The organism is Mitsuaria sp. 7 (genome assembly GCF_001653795.1).
Lineage (GTDB): Bacteria > Pseudomonadota > Gammaproteobacteria > Burkholderiales > Burkholderiaceae_C > Roseateles.
Genome location: NZ_CP011514.1, coordinates 3,706,274 through 3,728,833, shown reverse-complemented (window position 1 = coordinate 3,728,833; position 22,560 = coordinate 3,706,274). Strand labels below are relative to the sequence as shown.

The following is a 22,560-nucleotide window of genomic DNA, read 5'->3' as shown; positions in this document are numbered from 1 at the left end:
TTCAACTCAAACCGGGGGCATGTCCGGAGAGACGGCCCGACGCCTCGGCAGGCGCGGGCGAGGCGGGAAAAGTCAGTACGAATCGCGTACCGCCGCGGGCCGGTGCTTCGAGGCTGACGCTCCAGCCCAGGTGCTCGGCGACGCGCTTGACGATGGCCAGGCCGAGACCCGCGCTGCCGGCGCCGGCGGGGTCGACCTGCATGAAACGGTCGAAGATCCGGTCGCGCACGGCCGGCGGGATGCCGATGCCGGTGTCCTCGATGACCACGCGGCCGGCCTCGAGCCGGATGTCCACGTGACCCTGGTCGGTGAACTGGCAGGCGTTGCGGATCAGGTTGCCCAGCGCGATGGCCGCGAGCTCGGGCCGCGCCGGCACTTCCAGTCCGGCGTCGGCGGGCGCGGCATGCAGCGTCATCTCGACCTCCTTGCCCTTGAGCAGCGGCCGGCAGCGGTCCATCTCCTGGCGCAGCAGCGGCAGCAGCGCGGTCGGCGGCGCGCCGATGCTGGCCGGGTCGCGCGACAGCAGCAGCATGGCGACGACGCGCTCGCTGGTGTCGGCCGCCGTGCGCCGGATGCGCTCGGCCAGCTCCACCATGTCGTCGCGGCCTTGCAGGCGCGCCTTCAGGATTTCGGCCGCGCCCAGCATGACCGCCAGCGGCGTGCGCAGCTCATGGCTGACGTCGCCGGTGAACCAGCGCTCGCGGTCCAGGTAGCGCTGTTGCGCCTCGGTCTTGGCCGCGAAGGCGCGCGACAGCACGCCCAGTTCGTCGGTGGAGTCCAGCAGCGGATAGGCGCGCGGCGCGGCGTCGGTCTCGACGGCGCGGGCCAGCGCGGTGACCGGGGCGACGATGCGGCTCGCGGTCAGCTGCGCCAGGAACAGCGCCAGTCCCAGGCAGCAGACGAAGGCCAGGCCGAGCAGGCCGTAGACGCCGGCCTCGATCTTGGCGAAGTCCTCGTCGCGGTCGGTCAGCACGAAGACCGTCCCGAGGTCGTCCCGGACCAGTGCGGTGAAGGTGGCGTCCTCCTGCGGCAGCGTGTACTTGCCGGGCGGCTTGCCCCGCAGCGCCTGCGGGATCGCGTCGCCGCGGTAGAGCGTGACGCTGGGCGGCAGGTCCGCGTCCAGGCCCTGCTTCTCGCGGGCCACCAGTTCGTCGGCGGTGCGGTCCAGGCGCTGGTCGACGAGGCGGTCCTCGATGCTCGAGGCGATGCGCACCGCGGCCACCGCGAAGGCGCCGCAGACCAGCAGCGTCAGCAGCAGGAACGCAGCGGCCACGCGGGTGCGCAGCGTCGTCGGCGCGGCCGTCGACCGGCCGGCACGAGGATCGCCGCGGTGGTCGCTGCGGTGTTGGCCGCGGTCGCGCCGCGGCTCATCCCGCATCAGGCGACACCAGCCGGTAGCCGATGCCCGGATGGGTCTTCAGCAGCGGGACGGGGAAGGGCTTGTCCAGCGCCGCGCGCAGCGCGTGGATGTGGGTGCGCAGCGCGTCGCTGTCGGGCGGATCGTTGCCCCAGACCTCGCGCTCGAGGTCCTCGCGGCGGACCAGCTTGGGCGCCTCGCGCAGCAGCGCGGACAGCAGCTTGTAGCCGGTCGGCGTCAGCTGCAGCGGCTTGCCGGCGCGGGTGGCCTCCAGCGTGTCGGGGTCGTAGTTGACGTCCGCGTAGCTCACCGCCGAGCTGAGGTTCAGGCCGTGGGAGCGCCGCATCAGCGCCTTGAGGCGGATCTCCAGCTCGACCAGCGAGAAGGGCTTGACGAGGTAGTCGTCGGCGCCGCTCTCGAAGCCGGTGACCTTGTCCGCGATCGTGTCGCGGGCGGTCAGCATGAGGATGGGCGTGGGACGGCGGAAGTCCTTGCGCAGGCGGCGGGCGACGTCCAGGCCGTCCAGGCCGGGGAGGGTCAGGTCCAGCACGATCGCGTCGTAGGAGCCGGCGGCGGCCTGCGCCAGGCCGCCCAGGCCGTTGCGGGCCACGTCCAGTGCGTAGCCCATGGGCTCCAGATAGGCGAACAGGTTCGCGACGATGTCCGGGTTGTCTTCGATGACCAGCAGCTTCATCACGAGGCTCTCGTTCCTGCGGCGCCGGGCGCCGCGTCGTCCTGAAGGGACGGGACCCGGTGGGGAGGCGTCCCCCCGCGAGCCCCGCGGATGCCGGGAATGCTATGCCAGCAGGGAACGCCCGACCTGTCCGCGGGCTGTCGGCACCGCTCACGCGGGGGGCATCGCCCGCGTTGAGGGCGACTGGCGGGCGACGGGTGGGCGATTGACGCGCATCGGGTTCAAAGCTTCTGCGGTTCCATCTCCTTCGTCACGTTTCGTGACGCAAGTCCGGGCCTGTCACCGACCCCTCGGTCGAAGGTGCACTTGAAATCCGGCTTGGGCGCATAATTTGCGGGTTAACCCTATGCTAGCGCCCTTCATCTCCATCCCCGCCGTCGAGCGGCTCACCGCGACCCGTCGGCTGACCTTGCGTCCGCCCGCCGCCGCGGATGCGCGCAGCTTCCGCGACCTGCTGACCGATCCCGCGAATCGCCGATTCGATGCGGGCGGCCCGGCGGCGTCGGAGCGGCTGGAGCTGTGGCGCGCGCTGTGGACACGCGACGGTCTGGGACCGTGGGCGGTGGCGCTGCGGGAACAGCCCTCGCTGGGCGCGATCGGATTCGGCGGCCTGAGCCGGGGCCGCATCTGCGGCGCGCCGGCGCTGCTGCTGGAGTTCCACTTCCTGTCCGACCACTGGGGCCGCGGTTATGCGGCGGAGATGGCGACGGCCGCGTTGGCGCTGGCCTTCGAGAGCCTGCATGCGACGTCGGTGCACGCACTGCTGGCGCCGGGCAACACGGCGGCGCGCAAGACGCTGGAGCGTGTCGGCCTGCGATTGACCGGTTCGGTCGCCGACTGTCCGGGCGAGGCGGCGAGCCTGCTCTACGAGATCAACGCCGGGCAGTACGCGGCCCGGTCGTCGGAGCCGCCCGAGGCAACACCGTTCGGGGCCTGAGGCCTCTCCCTACTGCTGCGGATACACCCGCAGTCCCGCCAGATCGAGCACCCTGAGCCCGCCGTATTCCACGGCGATCAGGCGCTGCTCCTGCAGGTGGCGCAGCGCCTCGTTGACGCGCTGGCGCGAGAGCCCCACCAGGTGTCCCAGCTCCTGCTGCGTGATGCGCAGCAGCCCGTTCACGCCGGGGTAGAGCTGCGGATGGAAGAGTGACGCCAGATTGCGCGCCACGCGCAGGTCGGGGTCGCTCTGGCGGTCGATCTCGCGCGCGGCGATGAACTGGCCCAGCCGTTCGTTGAGCTGGTTGAGCACGTAGCGGTTGAAGGCCAGGCTGGTCGCCAGCAGTTCGTGGAAGCTCTCCAGCGGCAGCCCCGCCACCACGCTGCGCCGCAGCGCCTGGATGTTGTAGCGGTAGGCCTCGCGCTTGAGCAGCGTGCCTTCGCCGAACCAGCCCCCCGGAGGCACCCCCGTGAAGGTGACCTGCCGCGCCGCCGCCTCGTCGTTGCTCATCTTCAGCAGCCCGTCGACCACGCCGAACCAGAAGTTGGCCTCGCGCCCGATGCGGCAGATGCGCTCGCCGACCTCGACCTCCGCCACCTGGATGCTCGAAGCGACGCGTTCGCGCAGTTCGGGCTCGATGGCCTTCAGCCAGGGAATGGCGCTCATCTCCTGCGCGCTCGCGGCCCGCGCCCGCAGCCGTATCGGCTGCGTCGGGACGGCTCCGGAGACGGACGGCTGCAGGGCCGCGGGCGGGGGGGAACCCGGCGCGGCGTGGACAACGGTGTCGGTGGTCGGAGCCATCCCCCGTTCATCGCGCCTGTGCATGACACGAACCTGACGAGGGGCCCTGGGGGAAACACGGAGCAGGAACCCGGATGACAACCTCGACGACTAGCGCAGCTTCCCCTTTTTGACATGTGATCCGATGTTGCACGGAAAGGCTCCAGCGCTATCTCGACGAAATGATGTCCTTGAACGATCGCATGTTGTCGAACGCCGTTGAGGACTTGACCGGCGACGGGACTGAGCCGCAGGCACTGTGTCCCGATGAGATCGTCATTCCCCGGGACGTCGTCCAATTCGGAAACCTGATCGGAAAGCTGAGGCTGCGCTGCGAGGAGAGCGGCGTCTGGCAGTCCATGGGGTACCGGATCAGGTTGCTCCATGACCGCTGGCGCGCGGGCCTGATGCAGCCGGAAGCTCTGGCAGCGCTGCAGCATGGCTTGCGCAGCCTGTGCATCGACATCCGGACAGCCGAAGCGCCGCGACTTATCGGACTGTCCTGGACTGCGTACGGGCCCCGGTGCGGACTTCCGCCCCTGACCATCGCGTCGACGCTGCAACCGCCTGTTGACCGCAAGGCCCGCAGGGACGCCATCGCAAACATGGCAGCCTGATCCGGGAAAACGCTCCCCCGAAGTCTCCCTAGGACTGTCGTCGCAACGACAACACGACGTCAATGGGCCGGCCTACAGTCGGCGCAGCCCCGCGATCAGAGCGCCTCCATAGAGATGGCGACAGCGGGGAGGACAAAGGAGACGACGGTGGAACACACCTTCCCCCGCTTGCTGTTCGCCCACGCCGCCCAGCGCCCCCACGCGCCGGCGCTACGCGAGAAGGAGCTCGGCATCTGGCAGACCCTCGACTGGGCGGCGCTGGCGGCGCTCGTGCGCGACCTTGCGCACGGCTTCGCCGCCGCCGGCATGACACGCGGTCAGCACCTCGTCGTGATCGGCGAGAACCGGCCCCGGCTCTACGCCTCGATGCTCGCCGCGCAGTCGCTGGGCGCGATCCCCGTGCCGCTGTACCAGGACGCGGTCGCCGCTGAATTCGCCTACCCGCTGCAGAACGCCGACGTCGCCTTCGTCGTCGTCGAGGACCAGGAGCAGGTCGACAAGCTGCTCGAGATCCGCGATCAATGCCCCGCGCTGCGGCGCATCTGGTTCGACGATCCGCGCGGCCTGCGCCATTACGCGGCGGACGGACTCGCCTCGATCGACAGCCTGTGCGACGACGGCCGAGCCCATGCCATGCGCCATCCCGGCTGGTTCGAGCGCGAGGTCGACGCCGGCCGTGCCGGCGACGTGGCGGCGATGTTCTTCACCTCCGGCACCACCGGCCATCCGAAAGGCGTGGTGCACACGCATACCTCGCTGATCGACCGCGCCCAGGCCGGCGCGCGCTTCGACAAGCTCACCGCCGACGAGGAGGTCCTCGCCTACCTGCCCTGTGCCTGGATCGGCCAGAACGTCTTCAGCTACGCGCAGTGGCTGGCCTGCGGCTACGTCGTCAACTGCCCCGAGTCCGCGAGCACCGTCAGCATCGATCTCAAGGAGATCGGCCCGACCTACTACTTCGCGCCGCCGCGGGTCTTCGAAGGCCTGCTCACCAGCGTGATGATCCGCATGGAGGATGCCGGCGCGCCCAAGCGCTGGCTCTTCGCGAAGGCGATGGCGCTCGCGGAGCGCGTCGGCCCGGCGCTGATGGACGGCAAGCCGGTCGACGCGTGGGAGCGCTTCAAGTACCGCCTCGGCGACCTCGCGATCTACGGCCCGCTGCGCAACGCGCTGGGCTTCTCGCGGGTGCGCGTGGCCTACACCGCGGGCGAGGCGATCGGTCCTGATCTCTTCAGCTTCTACCGCTCCATCGGCATCAACCTGAAGCAGCTCTACGGCTCGACCGAGACGGCCGTCTTCGTCTGCCTGCAGCCGGACCATGAGGCGAAGTCCGACACCGTCGGCGTGCCCATCGACGGCGTGGAGATCAAGCTCGCGGACAGCGGCGAGATCCTGGTGCGGTCGCCGGGCCTGCTCAAGGGCTACTACAAGAACCCGGAAGCGACGGCCGAGGTGCTGGGCGCCGACGGCTGGTACCGCACCGGCGATGCGGGCTTCCTCGACGCGGGCGGCCACCTGAAGATCATCGACCGCGCCAAGGACGTCGGCCGGCTGCGCGGCGGTGCGCATGACGGCGCGATGTTCGCGCCCAAGTACGTCGAGAACAAGCTGAAGTTCTTCGCGTTCATCAAGGAGGCGGTGGCCTTCGGCGACGGGCGCGATCACGTCTGCGCCTTCGTCAACATCGACTTCGAGGCCGTCGGCAACTGGGCCGAGCGCCGCAACCTCGCCTATGCCGGCTACACCGACCTCGCGGGCAAGCCCGAAGTGCTCGGGCTGATCAAGGACTGCGTGGAGAAGGTGAACGCGGACCTCGCGCAGGACGAGCGGCTGACCGGCAGCCAGATCACGCGTTTCCTCGTGCTGCACAAGGAACTCGACGCCGACGACGGCGAGCTCACGCGCACCCGCAAGGTCCGCCGCGGCGCGATCGCCGAGAAGTACGCCGTGCTGATCGACGCGCTCTACGCGGGCAGGACCTCGCAGTTCATCGAGACGGCGGTCCGCTTCGAGGACGGCCGCAGCGGTAGCGTGTCCGCCGACCTGCGCATCGAGGAGGCAACCACCTTCCCGCACACCCGGAGGGCCGCCTGATGAGCGCCAGTCTCACCGTCAATGCCGGGGGCGCCGCAGGCGACTCCGCGGCCGGGGCGCAGTTCCAGGAAGCCGGCCATGCCGCGCCACCGGCAGCGCCGGCGCAGGGCGCGGCGTCGCCCCGGTCCGCGGGCGACGCGTCGCCGGGCCGCCGCATCGGCGAGGTGATCCTCGAGGTCGAGCACATCTCGCTGTCCTTCGGCGGCGTGAAGGCGCTCAACGACATCAGCTTCGACGTCCGCGAGCACGAGATCCGCGCCATCATCGGCCCCAACGGCGCCGGCAAGAGCTCGATGCTGAACTGCATCAACGGCGTCTACCAGCCGCAGCAGGGCGGCATCCGCTACCGCGGCGAGGACGTGCGGCAGTGGAGCCCGCGCGCGCGGCTGCGCCGCATGGCCGAACGCGGCGTCGCGCGCACCTTCCAGAACCTGGCGCTGTTCAAGGGCATGAGCGTGCTGGACAACATCATGTCCGGCCGCAACCTGCACATGAAGCGCAACCTGCTGTGGCAGGCGCTGCGGATCGGTCCGGCCGCGCAGGAGGAGATCGAGCACCGCGAGAAGGTCGAGCGGATCATCGATTTCCTCGAGATCCAGGCGCATCGCAAGACGCCGGTCGGCGGACTCTCCTACGGCCTGCAGAAGCGCGTGGACCTGGGCCGCGCGCTGGCGATGGAGCCCAAGGTGCTGCTGCTCGACGAGCCGATGGCCGGCATGAACGTCGAGGAGAAGCAGGACATGTGCCGCTTCATCCTGGACGTCAACGACGAGTTCGGCACGACCATCGTCCTGATCGAGCACGACATGGGCGTGGTGATGGACATCAGCGACCGCGTCGTGGTGCTCGACTACGGGAAGAAGATCGGCGACGGCACGCCCGACGAGGTGCGCGCCAACCCGGAAGTGATCCGCGCCTACCTCGGCGCCGGCGAGTGAGCGCCGGAAGAAGCAAGCAGCAGCAAGCAGGCAAGCAAGGAAACGATCATGGGCTTCTTCCTCGAAACCGTCTTCGGCGGGCTGATGGCCGGCATGCTCTACGCGCTGGTCGCGCTGGGCTTCGTGCTGATCTTCAAGGCCTCCGGCGTCTTCAACTTCTCGCAGGGCGCGATGGTGCTGTTCGCGGCGCTGGCGATGGCGCGCTTCGCCGAATGGTTCCCGCAGTGGTTCGGCTTCGAGAGCGTGTTGCTGGCCAACGTGCTGGCGCTGGTCGCCGCCGCGGCCTGCATGGTCGTCGTCGCGTGGCTGGTGGAGCGGCTCGCGCTGCGCGGCCTCGTCAACCAGCCGGCGATCACGCTGCTGATGGCGACGCTGGGCATCAGCTACTTCCTCGACGGCGCGGGGCAACTGATCTTCGGCAGCTCGACCTACAAGATCGACGTCGGCCTGCCGAAGGATCCGCTGTTCGTGCTCGAGGACAGCTTCCCCGGCGGTCTGCTGCTCAACAAGGAAGACCTGTACTCGGCCGTGATCGCCGCCGCGCTGGTGGGCCTGCTGTCGCTGTTCTTCCAGAAGACCCGCACCGGCCGCGCGCTGCGCGCGGTCGCCGACGACCACCAGGCCGCGCAGTCCATCGGCATCCCGCTGTCGCGCATCTGGGTGATCGTGTGGTCCGTCGGCGGGCTGGTCGCGCTGGTGGCCGGCATCATCTGGGGCAGCAAGCTGGGCGTGCAGTACTCGATCTCGCTCGTCGCGCTCAAGGCCTTCCCGGTCGTGATCCTCGGCGGCCTGACCTCGGTGCCGGGCGCGATCGTCGGCGGATTGATCATCGGCGTCGGCGAGAAGCTGTCCGAGATCTACCTCGGTCCGTCCGTCGGCGGCGGCATCGAGAACTGGTTCGCCTATGTGCTCGCGCTGGGCTTCCTGCTGGTGCGGCCGCAAGGCCTCTTCGGCGACAAGATCATCGATCGCGTCTGAGTTCCCGCTCGACGACCGATCAAGGAGACGACCGTGTTCTATCGTGAAAACGGCCAGTTCAAGGCCAGCTACCGCGCGGACCTGGCGCTGTTCCCGATCGCGCAGGACCGCCGCGCGGTGATCGCGCTGGCGCTGGTGGCCTTCGTCGCCGTGCCCTGGCTGGCGAGCGACTACACCTTCCGCGCGGTGCTGATCCCCTTCCTCGTGCTGTCGCTCGCGGCGCTGGGCCTGAACGTGCTCGTGGGCTACTGCGGGCAGATCTCGCTGGGGACCGGCGCCTTCATGGCCGTCGGCGCCTATGCGGCCTACAACCTGCAGGTGCGCATCGAGGGCATGCCGCTGTTGCTGTCGCTGATCGGCGGCGGGCTGGCCGCGACGGTCTGCGGCGTGATCTTCGGGCTGCCGAGCCTGCGCATCCGCGGGCTCTACCTCGCGGTCGCGACGCTGGCGGCGCAGTTCTTCATCGACTGGTTCACCAACCGCGTGCCGTGGGTGACGAACTCCTCGTCGGGCTCGGTGAGCGTCGGCACGCTGCAGCTCTTCGGCCTGCCGCTGGAAACGCCGGCGCAGCGCTACCTGCTGTGCCTGTCGCTGGTGGTCGTGTGCGGCATCCTCACCAAGAACCTGGTGCGCGGCGCCATCGGCCGCGAATGGATGGCCATGCGCGACATGGACGTCGCCGCCGCCGTCATCGGCATCCGGCCCGTGCACGCGAAGCTGACGGCCTTCGCGGTCAGCAGCTTCATCGTCGGCGTGGCCGGCGCGCTGTGGGGCTTCGTGCACCTGGGCGCGTGGGAGCCCGCGGCCTTCGGCATCGACAAGTCCTTCCAGCTGCTGTTCATGATCATCATCGGCGGGCTGGGCTCGATCGCGGGCAGCTTCTTCGGCGCGGCGTTCATCGTGCTGCTGCCGCTGCTGCTGAACCACGTGCCGCACTGGCTGGGCCTGCCGCTCTCCACCGCGGCCGCCTCGCACCTGGAGCACATGATCTTCGGCGCGCTGATCGTGTTCTTCCTCATCGTCGAGCCGCACGGACTCGCGCGGTTGTGGTCGACGGCGCGCCAGAAGCTGCGCCTGTGGCCATTTCCGCACTGATCGCCGATCGATCACGCATCGACCGGACATTGGGTCCACGAGATTTCAAACCGCACCGCAGAGTGCACCACCAGGAGACGACACCATGAGCTTGAAGACCTTCGCGCGAGGCGCGCTCTGCGCGGCCACGCTGGTCGCGGCGGCGCTGCCGGCGGCGGCACAGACCGCCACCGAGCAGTTCATCCCGCTGCTGGTGTACCGCACCGGCCAGTTCGCGCCGCTGGGCATGCCCTGGGCGGACGGCAAGCAGGACTACCTGAAGCTGGTGAACGCGCGCGACGGCGGCGTGAACGGCGTCAAGCTCGCCTTCGAGGAATGCGAGACCGCCTACGACGCCGCCAAGGGCGTCGAGTGCTATGAGCGCCTGAAGGGGAAGGGCGGCGGCGCGTCGGGCTTCGACACGCAGTCGACGGGCATCACCTTCGCGGTGACGGACAAGGCCTTCGTCGACAAGGTCGTCGTGGAGACGCCGGGGTACGGCCTGTCGCAGTCCGCCGACGGCACCGTGTTCGAATGGAATTTCCCGCTGCTGGGCACCTACTGGACTGCCGCCGACGTGATGCTGCAGGACATCGCGAAGAAGGAGAAGGGCTCGCTCAAAGGCAAGAAGATCGCGCTGGTCTATCACGACAGCCCCTACGGCAAGGAGCCGATCCCGCTGATCCAGAAGCGCGCCGCCGCCGAGGGCTTCGAGGTGCTGCTGTATCCGGTCACGCCGCCCGGGGTCGAGCAGAAGTCGACCTGGCTGCAGATCCGCCAGCAGAAGCCGGACTACGTGCTGTTCTGGTCCGCCGGCGTGATGACGCCCGCAGGCATCCGCGAGGCGCAGGCCAGCGGCTATCCGCGCGAGAAGATCTACGCGATCTGGTGGGCCGGCTCGGACCACGACGTCAAGGACATCGGCGCCGGCGCCAAGGGCTACAACGCGATCACGCTGCACAACAGTTCGGCCAAGGACAAGGTCCATGACGAGCTGAAGAAGTTCGTCTACGACAAGGGCCAGGGCACCGGCCCGGCCACCGGCATCGGCGCCATCGCGCACACGCGGGGCATGATGATCTCGATGCTGCAGGTCGAGGCGATCCGCGCCGCGCAGGAGAAGTTCGGCAAGGGCAAGGTCATGACGCCGGAGCAGGTGCGCTGGGGCTTCGAGAACCTGAACCTGAGCGCCGAGCGGCTCAAGGCGCTGGGCTTCGGCGAGGTGATGCGCCCGGTGCAGACCAGCTGCGCCAACCACATGGGCAACGACTGGGCGCGCATCGTCCAGTGGGACGGCGCGAAGTGGAACCTCGCCTCCGACTGGTACCAGTCGGACAAGACCCACATCGATCCGCTGGTCAAGGAGTACGCCGCCAAGTACGCCCAGACCAAGAACCTGAAGCCGCGCAGCTGCAGCTGAACGTCGCTTCTGACATTCGCCTGAACTCTGCTTGAGCACGACCGCCATGCAAGCCACTTCCGCTTCTTCCGCTGCCGCATCGAGTGCCCCGACGGGCGTCGCTGTGGCGGCGCCCGCGCTGCTCGACGTCAACGGCATCGAGGTCATCTATCACCACGTGATCCTCGTGCTGAAGGGCGTCTCGCTGCGCGTGCCCGAAGGGGCGGTGGTGGCCTTGCTCGGCGGCAACGGCGCCGGCAAGACCACGACGCTGCGCGCGGTCTCCAACCTGCTCGCGGGCGAACGCGGCGAGGTCACGAAGGGCTCGATCGAGCTGCGCGGCGAGCGCATCGAGCGGCTCACCCCGGCGGACCTCGTGCATCGCGGCGTGGTGCAGGTGATGGAGGGGCGGCACTGCTTCGCGCACCTGACGATCGAGGAGAACCTGCTCACCGGCGCGTACACGCGCACCGACGGCAAGGCGGCGGTCGCGCAGACGCTGGAGAAGGTCTACGCCTACTTCCCGCGGCTGAAGACGCGGCGGACCTCGCAGGCCGCCTACACCTCGGGCGGCGAGCAGCAGATGTGCGCGATCGGCCGGGCGTTGATGGCCGATCCGAAGATGGTGTTGCTGGACGAGCCCTCGATGGGCCTGGCGCCGCAGATCGTCGAGGAAGTCTTCGAGATCGTGCGCGACCTCAACCGCAAGGAGCGCACCACCTTCCTGCTCGCCGAGCAGAACACCAACATGGCGCTGCGCTACGCCGACTACGGCTACATCCTGGAGAACGGCCGCGTCGTCATGGACGGCCAGGCCCAGGCGCTGCGCGACAACGAGGACGTGCGCGAGTTCTACCTCGGCATGGGTGGCACCGATCGCAAGAGCTTCCGCGACGTGAAGAGCTACAAGCGCCGCAAGCGCTGGCTCGCCTGAATTCAAGGATTGATGGGAGAGCAGTTCATGGACAACGACTTCTTCGCGCCCCCGCCGTTCAAGGCCGAGGAGGCGCTCGTGCAGTTGAAGCGCGCCTTGCGCGACCTGCGCGCGCTGACGGAGCGCGGCGCCGGCTGGAGCTTCGAGAACCAGGAGGTCCTCCAGCTCGCGGTCGGCGAGGGCCAGATCACCGCGAAGCTGGCGAAGAAGCCGGCGCGCAGCCCCGACTGGGAAACGCGCATCTGCCGCAACGCGGCCGACGTGCGCAAGCTGCAGGACGACCTCAAGCGTCGTCTGGCGCAGTGGGCGGAGGAGTGATGGGCGCCGCCAGCCTCGATTTCTACGACGCGCTGGAGACGCGCGATCCCGCCGCGCGCGAGGCCGCGCTGATGGCGGCGCTGCCGCACCAGTTGGCCAACGCGCGGCAGAACACCGATGCCTTCGGCGAACTGCTGGTCGACGTGGAGCCGGACCTGGTCCGCACGCGCGACGCGCTGGCGCGGCTGCCGGTGACGCGCAAGTCGGAGCTGCTCGCGCGGCAGCAGGCGGTCCGCGCGGACGCGGGACGCGTGCCGTTCGAACCCTTCGGGGGCTTCTCGACCATCGGCTGGCGCGGCCTGAAGCGCGACGGCGGCGCGCGTCGCGTGTTCCAGTCGCCGGGCTCGATCTACGAGCCCGAAGGACATGGGCGCGACTATTGGCGTGTCGGCCGCGCGCTGCACGCGGCGGGTTTGCGCGCGGGCGACCTGGTCCACAACTCGTTCAGCTATCACCTGACGCCGGCCGGCGCCATGATGGAAGGCGGCGCGGAGGCGCTGGGCTGCACGGTGTTCGCCGGCGGTGTCGGCAACACGGAGCTGCAGCTGCAGGCGATGGCCGAACTCCGGCCGCAGGCCTACGTCGGCACACCGAGCTTCTTGAAGATCCTGCTGGACAAGGCGGCGGAGCAGGGTCAGGCCTTGTCCGTGCGCAAGGCGCTGGTCAGCGGCGAGGCGTTCCCGACCGCGCTGCGCGACTGGTGCGGCGAGCGCGGCGTCGCCGGCTTCCAGTGCTACGCCACCGCGGACCTCGGGCTGATCGCCTATGAGACCGTGGCGCGCCAGGGGCTGGTCGTCGACGAGGGCGTGATCCTCGAGATCGTCCGCCCCGGCACCGGCGATCCGGTGCCCGACGGCGAGGTGGGCGAGGTCGTCGTCACCACGCTCAACCGCGACTATCCGCTGATCCGTTTCGGCACCGGCGACCTGTCGGCTGTGCTGCCCGGTCCCTGTCCCACCGGGCGGACCAACGTGCGCATCAAGGGCTGGATGGGGCGCGCGGACCAGAGCGCCAAGGTGCGCGGCATGTTCGTGCACGCAGGGCAGGTGGCCGAGGTGCTGCGGCGCTTCCCGCAGGCGCGGCGCGGCCGGCTGGTGGTCGAGGGCGAGATGGCGCAGGACCGCATGACGCTGCGGGTCGAGACAGAGGGCCCGGCGCCCGAGGGCATGGCGGAGGGCCTGACCGCCGCGCTGCGCGACGTGACCAAGCTGCGGGGCGAGGTCGTGTTCGTCGCGGCGGGCGGGCTGCCCAACGACGGAAAAGTCATCGAGGACCTGCGGAAGTTCGACTGATTTCCCTCAGAGGGAGGGGGATGGCAGCGGTTCCATGCCTCGGTGCTATCCCGGCTTACGTAGTTTCCGTAAGTTGCAATGTGGGAGGGCGACCTAGCATCCGCGCCATCACCCACACCTCCAACGAGGAAGAGACACCATGAAGAAGATCTTGCTCGCCTCCGTCGCGGCGCTGAGCGTCGGCGCTGCCTGGGCCGACTACCCGGACAAGCCGGTGACCATCGTCGTCCCGTTCGCTGCCGGCGGCCCGACCGACAAGGTCGCGCGCGACCTGGCCGAGGCGCTGCGCAAGCCGCTGAACGCGACCATCGTGATCGAGAACGTCGGCGGCGCCGGCGGCACGCTGGGCGCCACCAAGGTGTCCAAGGCCGCGCCGGACGGCTACACGCTGCTGCTGCATCACATCGGCATCTCGACCTCGCCGGCCCTGTACCGCAACCTGCAGTACAAGACGCTGGAGGACTTCGAGTACCTGGGCCTGATCAACGAAGTGCCGATGACGCTGATCTCGCGTCCCAACCTGCCGGCCGCCAACTACGCCGACCTGGTGAAGTGGCTGAACGCCAACAAGGGCAAGATCAACCTGGCCAACGCCGGCCTGGGTTCGGCGTCGCACCTGTGCGGCCTGCTGTACATGAGCACGGTCAAGATCGACATGACGACGGTCCCGTACAAGGGCACGGGCCCGGCGATGACCGACCTGATCGGCGGCCAGGTCGACCTGATGTGCGACCAGACGACCAACACCACGACACAGATCGACGGCGGCAAGGTCAAGGCCTACGCGGTGTCCACGCCCAAGCGCCTGGGCGGTTCGCTCGCCAAGCTGCCGACGCTGGACGAGTCCGGCCTGAAGGGCTTCAACGTCACGATCTGGCACGGCATGTACGCGCCCAAGGGCACGCCGAAGGCGGTGCTGGACAAGATCAACACGGCGCTGAAGACGGCGCTGAAGGATGCCGAGTTCCACAAGCGCGAGGAAGCGCTGGGCGCGGTCATCGTCACCGACAACCGCGTGAACCCGGCCGAGCACAAGAAGTTCGTCGCCGACGAGATCGCCAAGTGGACGCCGGTCATCAAGGCCGCCGGCCAGTACGCCGACTGATCGACGCACGACGATTCGAAGCGGCGCCGCCGCTTCGGGCTCAGGCTCCGAAGCCCGCCTCATGGCGGGCTTTTTCATTGCTGCACGGCGGACGAGCCCCGGTCTCGCTTTCCTGTCGCCGTCACGCTGGCGACCGGCACACCACGCCCACCTTGTTGCCGTCCAGGTCGCGGAAATAGGCCGCGTAGAAATTCGGTCCGTAGTTCTCGCGCGGACCGGGGCGGCCGTCGTCCTTGCCGCCGCCGCTGATCGCGGCGGCGTACACCGCATCGACCTGCGCCCGCGTCGACGCCGCCAGCGCGAGCATCGAGCCGTTGCCCACCGTCGCGTCCAGCCCGTTGAAGGGCTGCACCACCCACAGCTGCGTCTCGCCGCCCTCGGGGCCGTAGCCGACCATCTCGTCGTCCGAGTAGCCCGGCTTCAGGCCCAGCGGCGCGAGCGCGGCGTCATAGAACGCCTTGGCCGCGCGGCGGTCGTTGCTGCCCAGGGTGACGTAGCTGATCATGGTGGTTTCCTTGCTTCGATAGGCCGTTGTAGCACCGCATTCTCATCACATCCGCATCGGAATCGTGACCGGCCCGTCATTGATCAGACTGACCTGCATGTCCGCGCCGAATTCACCGGTCGCCACGACCGGATGCTGCGACCGCGCGAACGCGACCGCATGCTCGTAGAGCCGTCGACCCAGCTCCGCCGGCGCCGCGCCGGTGAAGCTCGGCCGGTTGCCGCCGGACGTGTCCGCCGCGAGGGTGAACTGCGAAACGATCAGCAGGCCGCCGCCCACGTCCTGCACGCTGCGGTTCATCTTGCCGGCCTCGTCGCTGAAGACGCGCAGCTTCAGGATCTTCTGCAGCAGCTTCTCCGCCACCGCCTCGGTGTCCTGCGGCTCGGCGCAGACCAGCAGCAGCAGGCCCTGTCCGATCTGCCCGGTACAGCGGTCGCCGACATCGACCCGGGCTTCCTTCACCCGTTGCAGCAGCGCGATCATCCTTGTCCTTCCTGGTTCGGGGTGGCCGCGGATGCGGCGGTTGACGGGGCCGTCTCGCGTTCCGCCATCTCGGCGAAGCGCGTCTCGACGTTCACCGGCAGCAGTTGGATGCTGGCGCGCAGGCCGGGCAGGGCGCCCATCAGCGCCTGCTCGACCTGACCCCGCAGCGCGGCGGCCTCGCCGAGCGTCCATCGCGCCGGCACGTGGAGGTGGAAGTCGACGTAGCGCTGCTGGCCCGCCGCGCGTGTCGCGACGTGATCGAAGCGGAGCTCCGGCGATTCGAAACGCGCCAGCACCTCGGCGATGACCTGCTGGTCCTCGGGCTCGAGCGCCATGTCCATCAGCCCGCCGGTGGACTTCCACATCAGGTGCACCGCCTCGCGCAGGATGTTCAGCGCGACCAGGATCGCCAGCAGCGGATCCAGCCAGGTCCAGCCCGTCAGCATTACGCCGATCAGGCCGGCGACGACACCGACCGAGGTCCAGACATCGGTGAACAGATGGCGTGCGTCGGCCTCCAGCGCGATCGAGCGGTGTTCGCGCGAGGCCTGCAGCATCTTCCACGCGAGCGCGCCGTTGATCGCCGTGCTGACCAGCGACAGCGCCATGCCGATGCCGAGCTGCTCCAGCGGTTGCGGCGCGCGCAGCCGCTCGATCGCGGCCCAGCCGATGCCCAGCGCGGCGATCAGGATCAGCGCACCCTCGAAGGCGCTGGAGAAGTACTCCGCCTTATGGTGGCCGAAGGGGTGGTCCTCGTCGGGCGGCCGCCGCGCGATCGTCACCATCGCCAGACCGAAGAGCGCCCCCGCGAGGTTCACCCCCGATTCGAGCGCGTCCGAGGCCAGGCTCACCGAGCCGGTCCACCACCAGGCGGCCGTCTTCAGGGCGATGGTCAGCACGGCCACGCCGGCGGACAACTTCAGATATTGCTGCACTTGCATGGCGCCGATTTTGCCGGTCCTAGAATGGCGCCCGATCCATTCCTCGTCCCCAATCTCACCCCGTCCCACCCCGTCCCATCCCTCAGCCTCCTCCGGACAGCACCATGAGCAACACCCCTCCCGTCCACGACGCCGATCTGAGCCACATCCCGCCGCGCGACAAGGCCGAGCTGCTCTCCCAGGCGCTGCCCTACATCCGCAAGTACCACGGCAAGACCATCGTCATCAAGTACGGCGGCAACGCGATGACCGATCCCGCGCTGCAGCAGGACTTCGCCGAGGACGTGGTGCTGCTCAAGCTGGTCGGCCTGAACCCGGTGGTCGTGCACGGCGGCGGGCCGCAGATCGAGGACGCGCTCAACAAGCTCGGCAAGAAGGGCCACTTCATCCAGGGCATGCGCGTCACCGATGAAGAGACGATGAGCGTCGTCGAATGGGTGCTCGCCGGCGAGGTGCAGCAGGACATCGTCGGCCTGATCAACGTCGCCGGCGGCAAGGCCGTGGGCCTGACCGGCCGCGACGGCGGCATGATCCGCGCCAAGAAGCTCAAGCTGATCGACAAGGACGACCCGGCCAAGGAGCACGACGTTGGCTCCGTCGGCGACATCGTCTCCATCGACCCCAGCGTCGTGAAGGCGCTGCAGGACGACCAGTTCATCCCCGTCATCAGCCCCATCGGCTTCGGCGAGAGCAACGAGAGCTACAACATCAACGCCGACGTCGTCGCCGGCAAGCTGGCCGAGGTGCTCAAGGCCGAGAAGCTGGTGATGCTCACCAACACCCCCGGCGTGCTCGACAAGCAGGGCACGCTGCTGACCGACCTGTCGGCGCGCGAGATCGACGAGCTCTTCGCCGACGGGACGCTGTCCGGCGGCATGCTGCCCAAGATCGCCTCCGCGCTGGATGCGGCCCGCAGTGGCGTCAAGGCCGTCCACATCATCGACGGCCGTGTCCCTCATGCGATGCTGCTGGAGATCCTGTCCGAGCAGGCCTACGGCACGATGATCCGCTCGCATTGAGCGGGCCGACGGAGAAACCTCCGCTGAAGAGGCGCTCCGGATCATTCCGCGGATCCCCCTGATGGGTGGATTCCCCCACCGAGCCCCCTCCGAACGAGGGGGCTCGGTCGTTTCCGGAGGGTGGGCAGGATCGCTGCTTGCCCTCGCTGTCCCTCTGGCCGCCGGGCTTGGTCGAAGGTCATACCACTGCAAGCTGGGGATTGCCGCTGAAACACGCGACATCCCAGAATGCGCCACGAAACGGCTCCGCAGGCCGTGAGGGATTGCATGTCACTTTTCAGCGTCTTGATCGTCGAGGATCAGCTTCGTTTCCGCGAAGCGTTCGCCCATGCCCTTGAGAAAGCACCCGACATCCGTCTGGTGGGCATGGCCACCGATCTCCAGCAGGGCCGGAAGATGTTCGACCAGACGCGTCCCGACGTGCTGCTGGTGGACCTCGACCTGCCCGGGGGGAGCGGCATCGAACTGATCCGCCACGCGGCCCACGTCGCGCCCGAGTGCGAGGTGATGGTCATCTCCGTCTTCGGCGACGAGCAGCACGTGCTCTCGAGCATCGAAGCCGGCGCGACCGGCTACCTGCTCAAGGACTCGCTCGCGCTCGACCTGCCGGGTCAGCTGCGCTCGCTGCGCGCGGGCGGCAGTCCGATCTCGCCGGTGATCGCGCGTCGGCTGCTGCTGCGCCTGGCGCCGCAGGGGGCGGGCGCGCATCCGCGCGGCTTCGGCGATTCGGCCCCGATGCCGCTGGTCGACGAGCAGGTCGTCGCGCTGTCCGAACAGGAATCGCGCGTGCTGCACCTCGCCGCGAAGGGCTTCACCTTCGACGAGATCGCGCAGTTCATGAACGTGTCGCCGCACACCATCATGACCTACGTGAAGCGCACCTACCGCAAGCTGCAGGTGCGCTCCAAGGTCGAGGCCATCTACGAGGCACGCCGCCTCGGCTGGCTGCGCGACTGATCGCGGTCCGATCGCGGTCTGATCGACGACTGATCGGGCAAGGACTGCCACCTTCCAGGGTGGCGGTCCTCCCGGCATGAGCCGGAAACCGGCCTCGGGGAGTTGGCGTACGACGTCCGGCATCGGCGTCAAGGCGGCGTTCCGGCTGTGCCAGAATCGCCGCACACTTCGGCCCCCTCCATGCACCCCAGCTCCTCGGACACCCCGGACTCTGCCGCTGCCAAGCCGGCGGAGCTGCCACGCAAGCGGCTCAAGCCGGGCGAGCGCCGGGTGCAGATCCTGCAGACGCTGGCCAGCATGCTGGAGCAGCCCGGCGCCGAGCGGGTGACCACCGCCGCGCTCGCCGCACGGCTGGAGGTCAGCGAAGCGGCGCTCTACCGCCACTTCGCCAGCAAGGCCCAGATGTTCGAGGGGCTGATCGAATTCATCGAGACCAGCATCTTCTCGCTGCTCAACCAGATCGCCGAGCGCGAGACGGACGGGCTGGCGCAGGCGCAGCGCATCGTCGCGGTGCTGCTGCAGTTCGGCGAGCGCAATCCGGGCATGGCCCGCGTGATGGTCGGCGACGCGCTGGTCTACGAGAACGAGCGCCTGGTCGCGCGCATGAACCAGTTCTTCGACAAGGTCGAGTCGGCGCTGCGACAGGGGCTGCGCACCGCCGCGGAGGCCTCCGGGTCGACCACGCCGACCGTCGAGGCGCAGGCGCAGGCCTCGGTGCTGGTGAGCTTCATCATCGGCCGGCTGCAGCGCTACGCGCGCTCCGGCTTCAAGCGCCTGCCGACCGAACAGCTGGATGCCGCGATGCGAATGCTCGCCTGAGCTTTCGCGATGCCTACCGCCCCGTACGCCTCGGGGCGCCGCCTACACTCGGTGGCTATGGTCAATGCTCCTGACGCCTCTGAAGCCCTTGTCGCCGTGCTCCAACGCGCCGACGCGCTGCTGACCCGCCTGGAGGCCGTGCTGCCCCAGCCCCTGACCCCGCCCGACTGGGACGCCGCCGTGGCCTTCCGCTACCGCAAGCGCGGCGCGAGCGCCCGCCTGGAGCCGGTGAAGCACCTCTCCGCGATCCGGCTCGCCGACCTCAAGGAGGTCGAGCCGCAGAAGGAACGCCTGCTGCGCAACACGCGCCAGTTCGTGCAGGGCCAGCCCGCCAACAACGTGCTGCTGACCGGCGCGCGCGGGACCGGCAAGAGCTCGCTGATCAAGGCCTGCCTCAACGAATTCGCCGGACAGGGTCTGCGCCTGATCGAGGTCGACAAGGGCGACCTCGTCGACCTGCCGGATCTGGCCGACCTGGTCGCCGACCGGCCGGAGCGCTTCGTCATCTTCTGCGACGACCTCAGCTTCGACGAAGGCGAGGCCGGCTACAAGGCGCTCAAGTCCATGCTTGACGGCTCCGTCGCCGCGGCCACCGACAACCTGCTGATCTACGCCACCAGCAACCGCCGCCACCTGCTGCCCGAGCAGATGAAGGACAACCTGGCCACGACCTACTCGGAGCGCGACGGCAACGTCGAGGTGCATCCGGGCGAGGCGGTGGAGGAGAAGATCTCGCTGTCCGAACGCTTCGGGATGTGGATCAGCTTCTACAGCTTCAGCCAGCAGGAATACCTGGCGATCGTCGCGCAATGGCTGACGCATTTCGGCCTGGACGCCGCGCGCATCGAGGCTGCGCGCCCACTCGCGCTGGTGTGGGCGCTGGAGCGCGGATCGCGCTCGGGCCGTGTCGCCTACCAGTTCGCCCGCGATCTGGCGGGGCAGGGGCAAGTCCATGACTGAGAAAAACGAATCCGCGAACCCGCACAGCCCCTCCGCCGCGAGCGATCGCAAGCCGGTGGACGTGGCGGTCGGCGTGCTGGTGCGCCGCGAACCGAACGGCCGCGAGACCGAGTTCCTGCTGACCTCCCGCCCCGAGGGCAAGGTCTACGCCGGCTACTGGGAGTTCCCGGGCGGCAAGCTCGAGGCCGGCGAGACCGTGGAGCAAGCGCTGCGCCGCGAACTGCATGAGGAACTCGGCATCACCATCGGCGCCGCGCAGCCGTGGAAGATCGAGCTGATGGAGTACCCGCACGCCAAGGTGCGCCTGCACTTCTGCAAGGTGTACGAGTGGCAGGGCGAGTTCGAGATGCGCGAAGGCCAGACCATGAGCTGGCAACACCTGCCGGTGCAGGTGCAACCGGTGCTCCCCGGCACGATCCCTGTGCTGCAGTGGTTCGCCGCCGAGCGTTTCCATGTCGGGGCGACCCATGTCGTCTGAAGGCACGACCGATGGTGTGAGCGATGCCGCTGGAGCGACCGCGGACTACACTGCCCCGATGGACTGGCTGGATCAGATCAAGTGGGACCGCGACGGGCTGGTGCCCGTCATCGCCCAGGAGCAGGGCTCGAACGACATCCTGATGTTCGCGTGGATGAATCGCGAGGCGCTGGCCCGCACGGCCAAAGTCGGCGAAGCGGTGTACTGGAGCCGTTCGCGACAGAAGCTGTGGCACAAGGGCGAGGAGTCCGGCCACGTGCAACAGGTCCACGGCATCCGGCTGGATTGCGACAACGACGTGGTGCTGCTGAGCATCACGCAGCACGGCCACGAGCCCGGCATCGCCTGCCACACCGGCCGTCACAGCTGCTTCTTCCAGAAGCTGGAGAACGGGCAGTGGACGGCGGTCGAGCCGGTCCTCAAGGACCCGGCCAGCATCTACAAGGCTTGAGCGACATGGCCCCCTCCGACACTTCCGGCAAGACCGTGGCTGGCGCGCCCGACGCGCCTGACTCGGTTTTCCTGCCCGACAGTCCCTCGCCCGCCGTGACGGCCCCGCTGACCGATCCGGCGAAGGCGCCGCTGAACGGCACGGACGTGCTGGCGCATCTGGGCGACGTCGTCGCCCAGCGTCGTGCCGAGGGCGATCCCGACAAGAGCTATGTCGCCAAGCTGTTCGCCAAGGGCCTGGACCACATCCTCAAGAAGGTCGGCGAGGAAGCGACTGAGGTCGTGATCGCGGCCAAGGACGGCGCGCCGGACAAGCTGGTCTACGAGGTCGCCGACCTGTGGTTCCATTCGATCGTCGCGCTGGCGGCCTTGGACCTGCGGCCCGAGCAGGTGCTGGCCGAACTGGCCCGCCGCGAAGGCCTGTCCGGCCTTGAGGAATTCGCCCGCAGAAGCTCCCCGCAGGGGACCGCATGAAGGAGCGTGCATGAAGGAGATCGCATGACCCAGTCGTTCGAACCGCAGCCGCCCGACGTCGTGCTCGACCCGCAGCGCGAAGCGGGCCTGCGCACCGTCGGCATCATCAGCTATGCGCTGCACGCGGTCGTCGCGATCGGCGCGCTGCTGCCCGGCGTGCAGGCCAGCATCGTGCTGCTGATCGTCGCGGTGATCGTCGACCTGGTGAAGCGCGACGAGGCCGCCGGCACCTGGCAGGCCACGCACTTCTCATGGCGGCTGCGCAGCGTGCTGTGGTGCGGCATCCTGTACGTCGTCACGATCCCGCTGTGGTTCCTGTTCATCATCCCGGGCTGGATCGCCTGGTGCCTGATCTCGATCTGGTTCCTGTATCGCATCGTGCGCGGCTGGCTGGCCATGAACGACCGCCGGCCGATGCCGCTGTGATCGTGTCCTGACCGCGTCCTGACCGCCTCTCACTGCTTGCCACCATGAGCCACGACCCCCACTGCCTCTTCTGCAAGATCGTCCAGGGCCAGATTCCCGCGAAGAAGGTCTACGAGGACGACGACCTGCTCGGCTTCCACGACATCCATCCGTGGGCGCCGGTGCACTTCCTGCTGATTCCCAAGCAGCACATCGCCAGCATGGCCGACCTGCAGCCCGAGCACGCGCCGCTGCTGGGCAAGATGTCGGTGCTGGTGCCGAAGCTGATGAAGGAACTCGGCGTCACGAACGGTTTCCGGACGGTCATCAACACGGGTGCTGACGGCGGTCAGGAGGTCTTCCACCTCCACATGCACGCCGTCGGCGGCCCACGTCCCTGGTTGAAAGGCTGAGCGCCGGCCTCATTTAAGTTGGGCCGTCGTCGGTTGAACCTGCGCAGGCGATCGGCTTTCCGAGGCCTTTCGTTCGTCCAGCGGGTGGCAGCGGGCCCATAAGCCGCTGAAGCGGGGAGGGACGGGCATTGATCGCCGA

At 68.7% G+C, this 22,560-nt stretch carries 26 protein-coding genes; 20 read left to right on the top strand and 6 right to left on the bottom strand.

Annotated features, from left to right (window positions below):
- Position 1: 1 nt before the first annotated feature.
- Both ABE85_RS16330 and ABE85_RS16325 read right to left on the bottom strand, forming a co-directional pair.
- Positions 2-1,378, bottom strand: coding sequence for a HAMP domain-containing sensor histidine kinase (locus ABE85_RS16330; protein ID WP_082938670.1), 1,377 nt, complete (start codon positions 1,376-1,378; stop codon positions 2-4).
- Positions 1,368-2,051: a response regulator transcription factor gene (locus ABE85_RS16325; RefSeq protein WP_067276804.1), complete on the bottom strand. Its 684-nt coding sequence runs from the start codon at positions 2,049-2,051 to the stop codon at positions 1,368-1,370. The genes ABE85_RS16330 and ABE85_RS16325 overlap by 11 nt, the downstream gene beginning before the upstream one ends.
- A gap of 346 nt (positions 2,052-2,397) precedes the next feature.
- Between ABE85_RS16325 and ABE85_RS16320 the strand changes: the two genes are divergently transcribed.
- Positions 2,398-2,988 (top strand): GNAT family N-acetyltransferase, encoded by a 591-nt coding sequence (locus ABE85_RS16320; RefSeq protein WP_067276800.1) that lies wholly within the window; start codon positions 2,398-2,400, stop codon positions 2,986-2,988.
- A 9-nt stretch (positions 2,989-2,997) separates the two neighbouring features.
- On the opposite strand, the gene ABE85_RS16315 is transcribed toward ABE85_RS16320, so the two are convergent.
- Positions 2,998-3,654, bottom strand: coding sequence for a Crp/Fnr family transcriptional regulator (locus ABE85_RS16315; RefSeq protein ID WP_231993311.1), 657 nt, complete (start codon positions 3,652-3,654; stop codon positions 2,998-3,000).
- 305 nt (positions 3,655-3,959) lie between these two features.
- Between ABE85_RS16315 and ABE85_RS16310 the strand changes: the two genes are divergently transcribed.
- The 10 genes from ABE85_RS16310 (at position 3,960) to ABE85_RS16265 (ending at position 14,517) form a co-directional block, all read left to right on the top strand.
- Complete coding sequence (locus ABE85_RS16310; RefSeq protein ID WP_157522534.1) at positions 3,960-4,385, top strand: hypothetical protein; 426 nt, start codon at positions 3,960-3,962, stop codon at positions 4,383-4,385.
- Between the two features lie 147 nt (positions 4,386-4,532).
- A complete protein-coding gene (locus tag ABE85_RS16305; protein WP_157522531.1) occupies positions 4,533-6,479 on the top strand; it encodes a long-chain fatty acid--CoA ligase in 1,947 nt (648 codons plus the stop codon).
- On the top strand, positions 6,479-7,417 hold the full coding sequence (locus ABE85_RS16300) for an ABC transporter ATP-binding protein (protein ID WP_082938668.1): 939 nt from the start codon (positions 6,479-6,481) through the stop codon (positions 7,415-7,417). Before ABE85_RS16305 ends, ABE85_RS16300 begins: the two co-directional genes overlap by 1 nt.
- 48 nt (positions 7,418-7,465) lie before the next feature.
- Complete coding sequence (locus tag ABE85_RS16295) at positions 7,466-8,395, top strand: branched-chain amino acid ABC transporter permease (protein WP_067276790.1); 930 nt, start codon at positions 7,466-7,468, stop codon at positions 8,393-8,395.
- A gap of 33 nt (positions 8,396-8,428) precedes the next feature.
- A complete protein-coding gene (locus tag ABE85_RS16290) occupies positions 8,429-9,490 on the top strand; it encodes a branched-chain amino acid ABC transporter permease (protein ID WP_067276786.1) in 1,062 nt (353 codons plus the stop codon).
- Between the two features lie 85 nt (positions 9,491-9,575).
- On the top strand, positions 9,576-10,889 hold the full coding sequence (locus tag ABE85_RS16285) for an ABC transporter substrate-binding protein (protein WP_067276783.1): 1,314 nt from the start codon (positions 9,576-9,578) through the stop codon (positions 10,887-10,889).
- A gap of 46 nt (positions 10,890-10,935) precedes the next feature.
- Positions 10,936-11,802, top strand: a complete 867-nt coding sequence (locus tag ABE85_RS16280; protein ID WP_082939050.1) for an ABC transporter ATP-binding protein — start codon at positions 10,936-10,938, stop codon at positions 11,800-11,802.
- Positions 11,803-11,829: 27 nt separating this feature from the next.
- Positions 11,830-12,120, top strand: coding sequence for a hypothetical protein (locus ABE85_RS16275; protein ID WP_067282868.1), 291 nt, complete (start codon positions 11,830-11,832; stop codon positions 12,118-12,120).
- Entirely contained in the window at positions 12,120-13,412 is a 1,293-nt protein-coding gene (locus tag ABE85_RS16270) for a phenylacetate--CoA ligase family protein (protein ID WP_067276777.1), read from the top strand. The genes ABE85_RS16275 and ABE85_RS16270 overlap by 1 nt, the downstream gene beginning before the upstream one ends.
- Positions 13,413-13,551: 139 nt before the next feature.
- Positions 13,552-14,517, top strand: coding sequence for a tripartite tricarboxylate transporter substrate-binding protein (locus tag ABE85_RS16265; RefSeq protein WP_067276773.1), 966 nt, complete (start codon positions 13,552-13,554; stop codon positions 14,515-14,517).
- Between the two features lie 121 nt (positions 14,518-14,638).
- Here ABE85_RS16265 and ABE85_RS16260 read toward each other — a convergent pair whose 3' ends face one another.
- Genes ABE85_RS16260 through ABE85_RS16250 form a run of 3 tightly spaced genes read right to left on the bottom strand, consistent with a single transcriptional unit; the run spans position 14,639 to position 16,446 of the window.
- Positions 14,639-15,022 (bottom strand): VOC family protein, encoded by a 384-nt coding sequence (locus tag ABE85_RS16260; RefSeq protein ID WP_067276770.1) that lies wholly within the window; start codon positions 15,020-15,022, stop codon positions 14,639-14,641.
- Between the two features lie 45 nt (positions 15,023-15,067).
- Positions 15,068-15,505, bottom strand: a complete 438-nt coding sequence (gene dtd, locus ABE85_RS16255) for a D-aminoacyl-tRNA deacylase (protein ID WP_067276766.1) — start codon at positions 15,503-15,505, stop codon at positions 15,068-15,070.
- A complete protein-coding gene (locus ABE85_RS16250; protein ID WP_067276763.1) occupies positions 15,502-16,446 on the bottom strand; it encodes a cation diffusion facilitator family transporter in 945 nt (314 codons plus the stop codon). The genes dtd and ABE85_RS16250 overlap by 4 nt, the downstream gene beginning before the upstream one ends.
- 104 nt (positions 16,447-16,550) lie before the next feature.
- Here ABE85_RS16250 and argB point away from each other — a divergent pair, with 104 nt between their 5' ends.
- The 9 genes from argB (at position 16,551) to ABE85_RS16205 (ending at position 22,421) form a co-directional block, all read left to right on the top strand.
- Positions 16,551-17,465, top strand: a complete 915-nt coding sequence (gene argB, locus ABE85_RS16245; protein ID WP_067276760.1) for an acetylglutamate kinase — start codon at positions 16,551-16,553, stop codon at positions 17,463-17,465.
- Between the two features lie 267 nt (positions 17,466-17,732).
- Positions 17,733-18,422, top strand: a complete 690-nt coding sequence (locus ABE85_RS16240; protein WP_067276757.1) for a response regulator transcription factor — start codon at positions 17,733-17,735, stop codon at positions 18,420-18,422.
- 180 nt (positions 18,423-18,602) lie between these two features.
- Positions 18,603-19,241 carry a nucleoid occlusion factor SlmA gene (gene slmA / locus ABE85_RS16235; RefSeq protein ID WP_067276753.1) on the top strand — a complete coding sequence of 213 codons (639 nt, stop codon included), beginning with the start codon at positions 18,603-18,605 and terminating at the stop codon, positions 19,239-19,241.
- A gap of 57 nt (positions 19,242-19,298) precedes the next feature.
- Positions 19,299-20,201, top strand: coding sequence for an ATP-binding protein (locus tag ABE85_RS16230; protein WP_067276750.1), 903 nt, complete (start codon positions 19,299-19,301; stop codon positions 20,199-20,201).
- Positions 20,194-20,679 (top strand): NUDIX domain-containing protein, encoded by a 486-nt coding sequence (locus ABE85_RS16225; RefSeq protein WP_067276747.1) that lies wholly within the window; start codon positions 20,194-20,196, stop codon positions 20,677-20,679. The genes ABE85_RS16230 and ABE85_RS16225 overlap by 8 nt, the downstream gene beginning before the upstream one ends.
- 58 nt (positions 20,680-20,737) lie before the next feature.
- The gene (gene hisI / locus ABE85_RS16220; RefSeq protein WP_067276743.1) at positions 20,738-21,130 is read left to right on the top strand and encodes a phosphoribosyl-AMP cyclohydrolase; all 393 of its coding nucleotides are present in this window, start codon (positions 20,738-20,740) and stop codon (positions 21,128-21,130) included.
- Positions 21,131-21,237: 107 nt separating this feature from the next.
- On the top strand, positions 21,238-21,603 hold the full coding sequence (locus tag ABE85_RS16215) for a phosphoribosyl-ATP diphosphatase (RefSeq protein ID WP_231993310.1): 366 nt from the start codon (positions 21,238-21,240) through the stop codon (positions 21,601-21,603).
- Between the two features lie 24 nt (positions 21,604-21,627).
- Positions 21,628-22,029 carry a hypothetical protein gene (locus tag ABE85_RS16210; protein ID WP_067276740.1) on the top strand — a complete coding sequence of 134 codons (402 nt, stop codon included), beginning with the start codon at positions 21,628-21,630 and terminating at the stop codon, positions 22,027-22,029.
- Between the two features lie 44 nt (positions 22,030-22,073).
- Entirely contained in the window at positions 22,074-22,421 is a 348-nt protein-coding gene (locus tag ABE85_RS16205; protein WP_067276736.1) for a histidine triad nucleotide-binding protein, read from the top strand.
- Positions 22,422-22,560 lie beyond the last annotated feature (139 nt).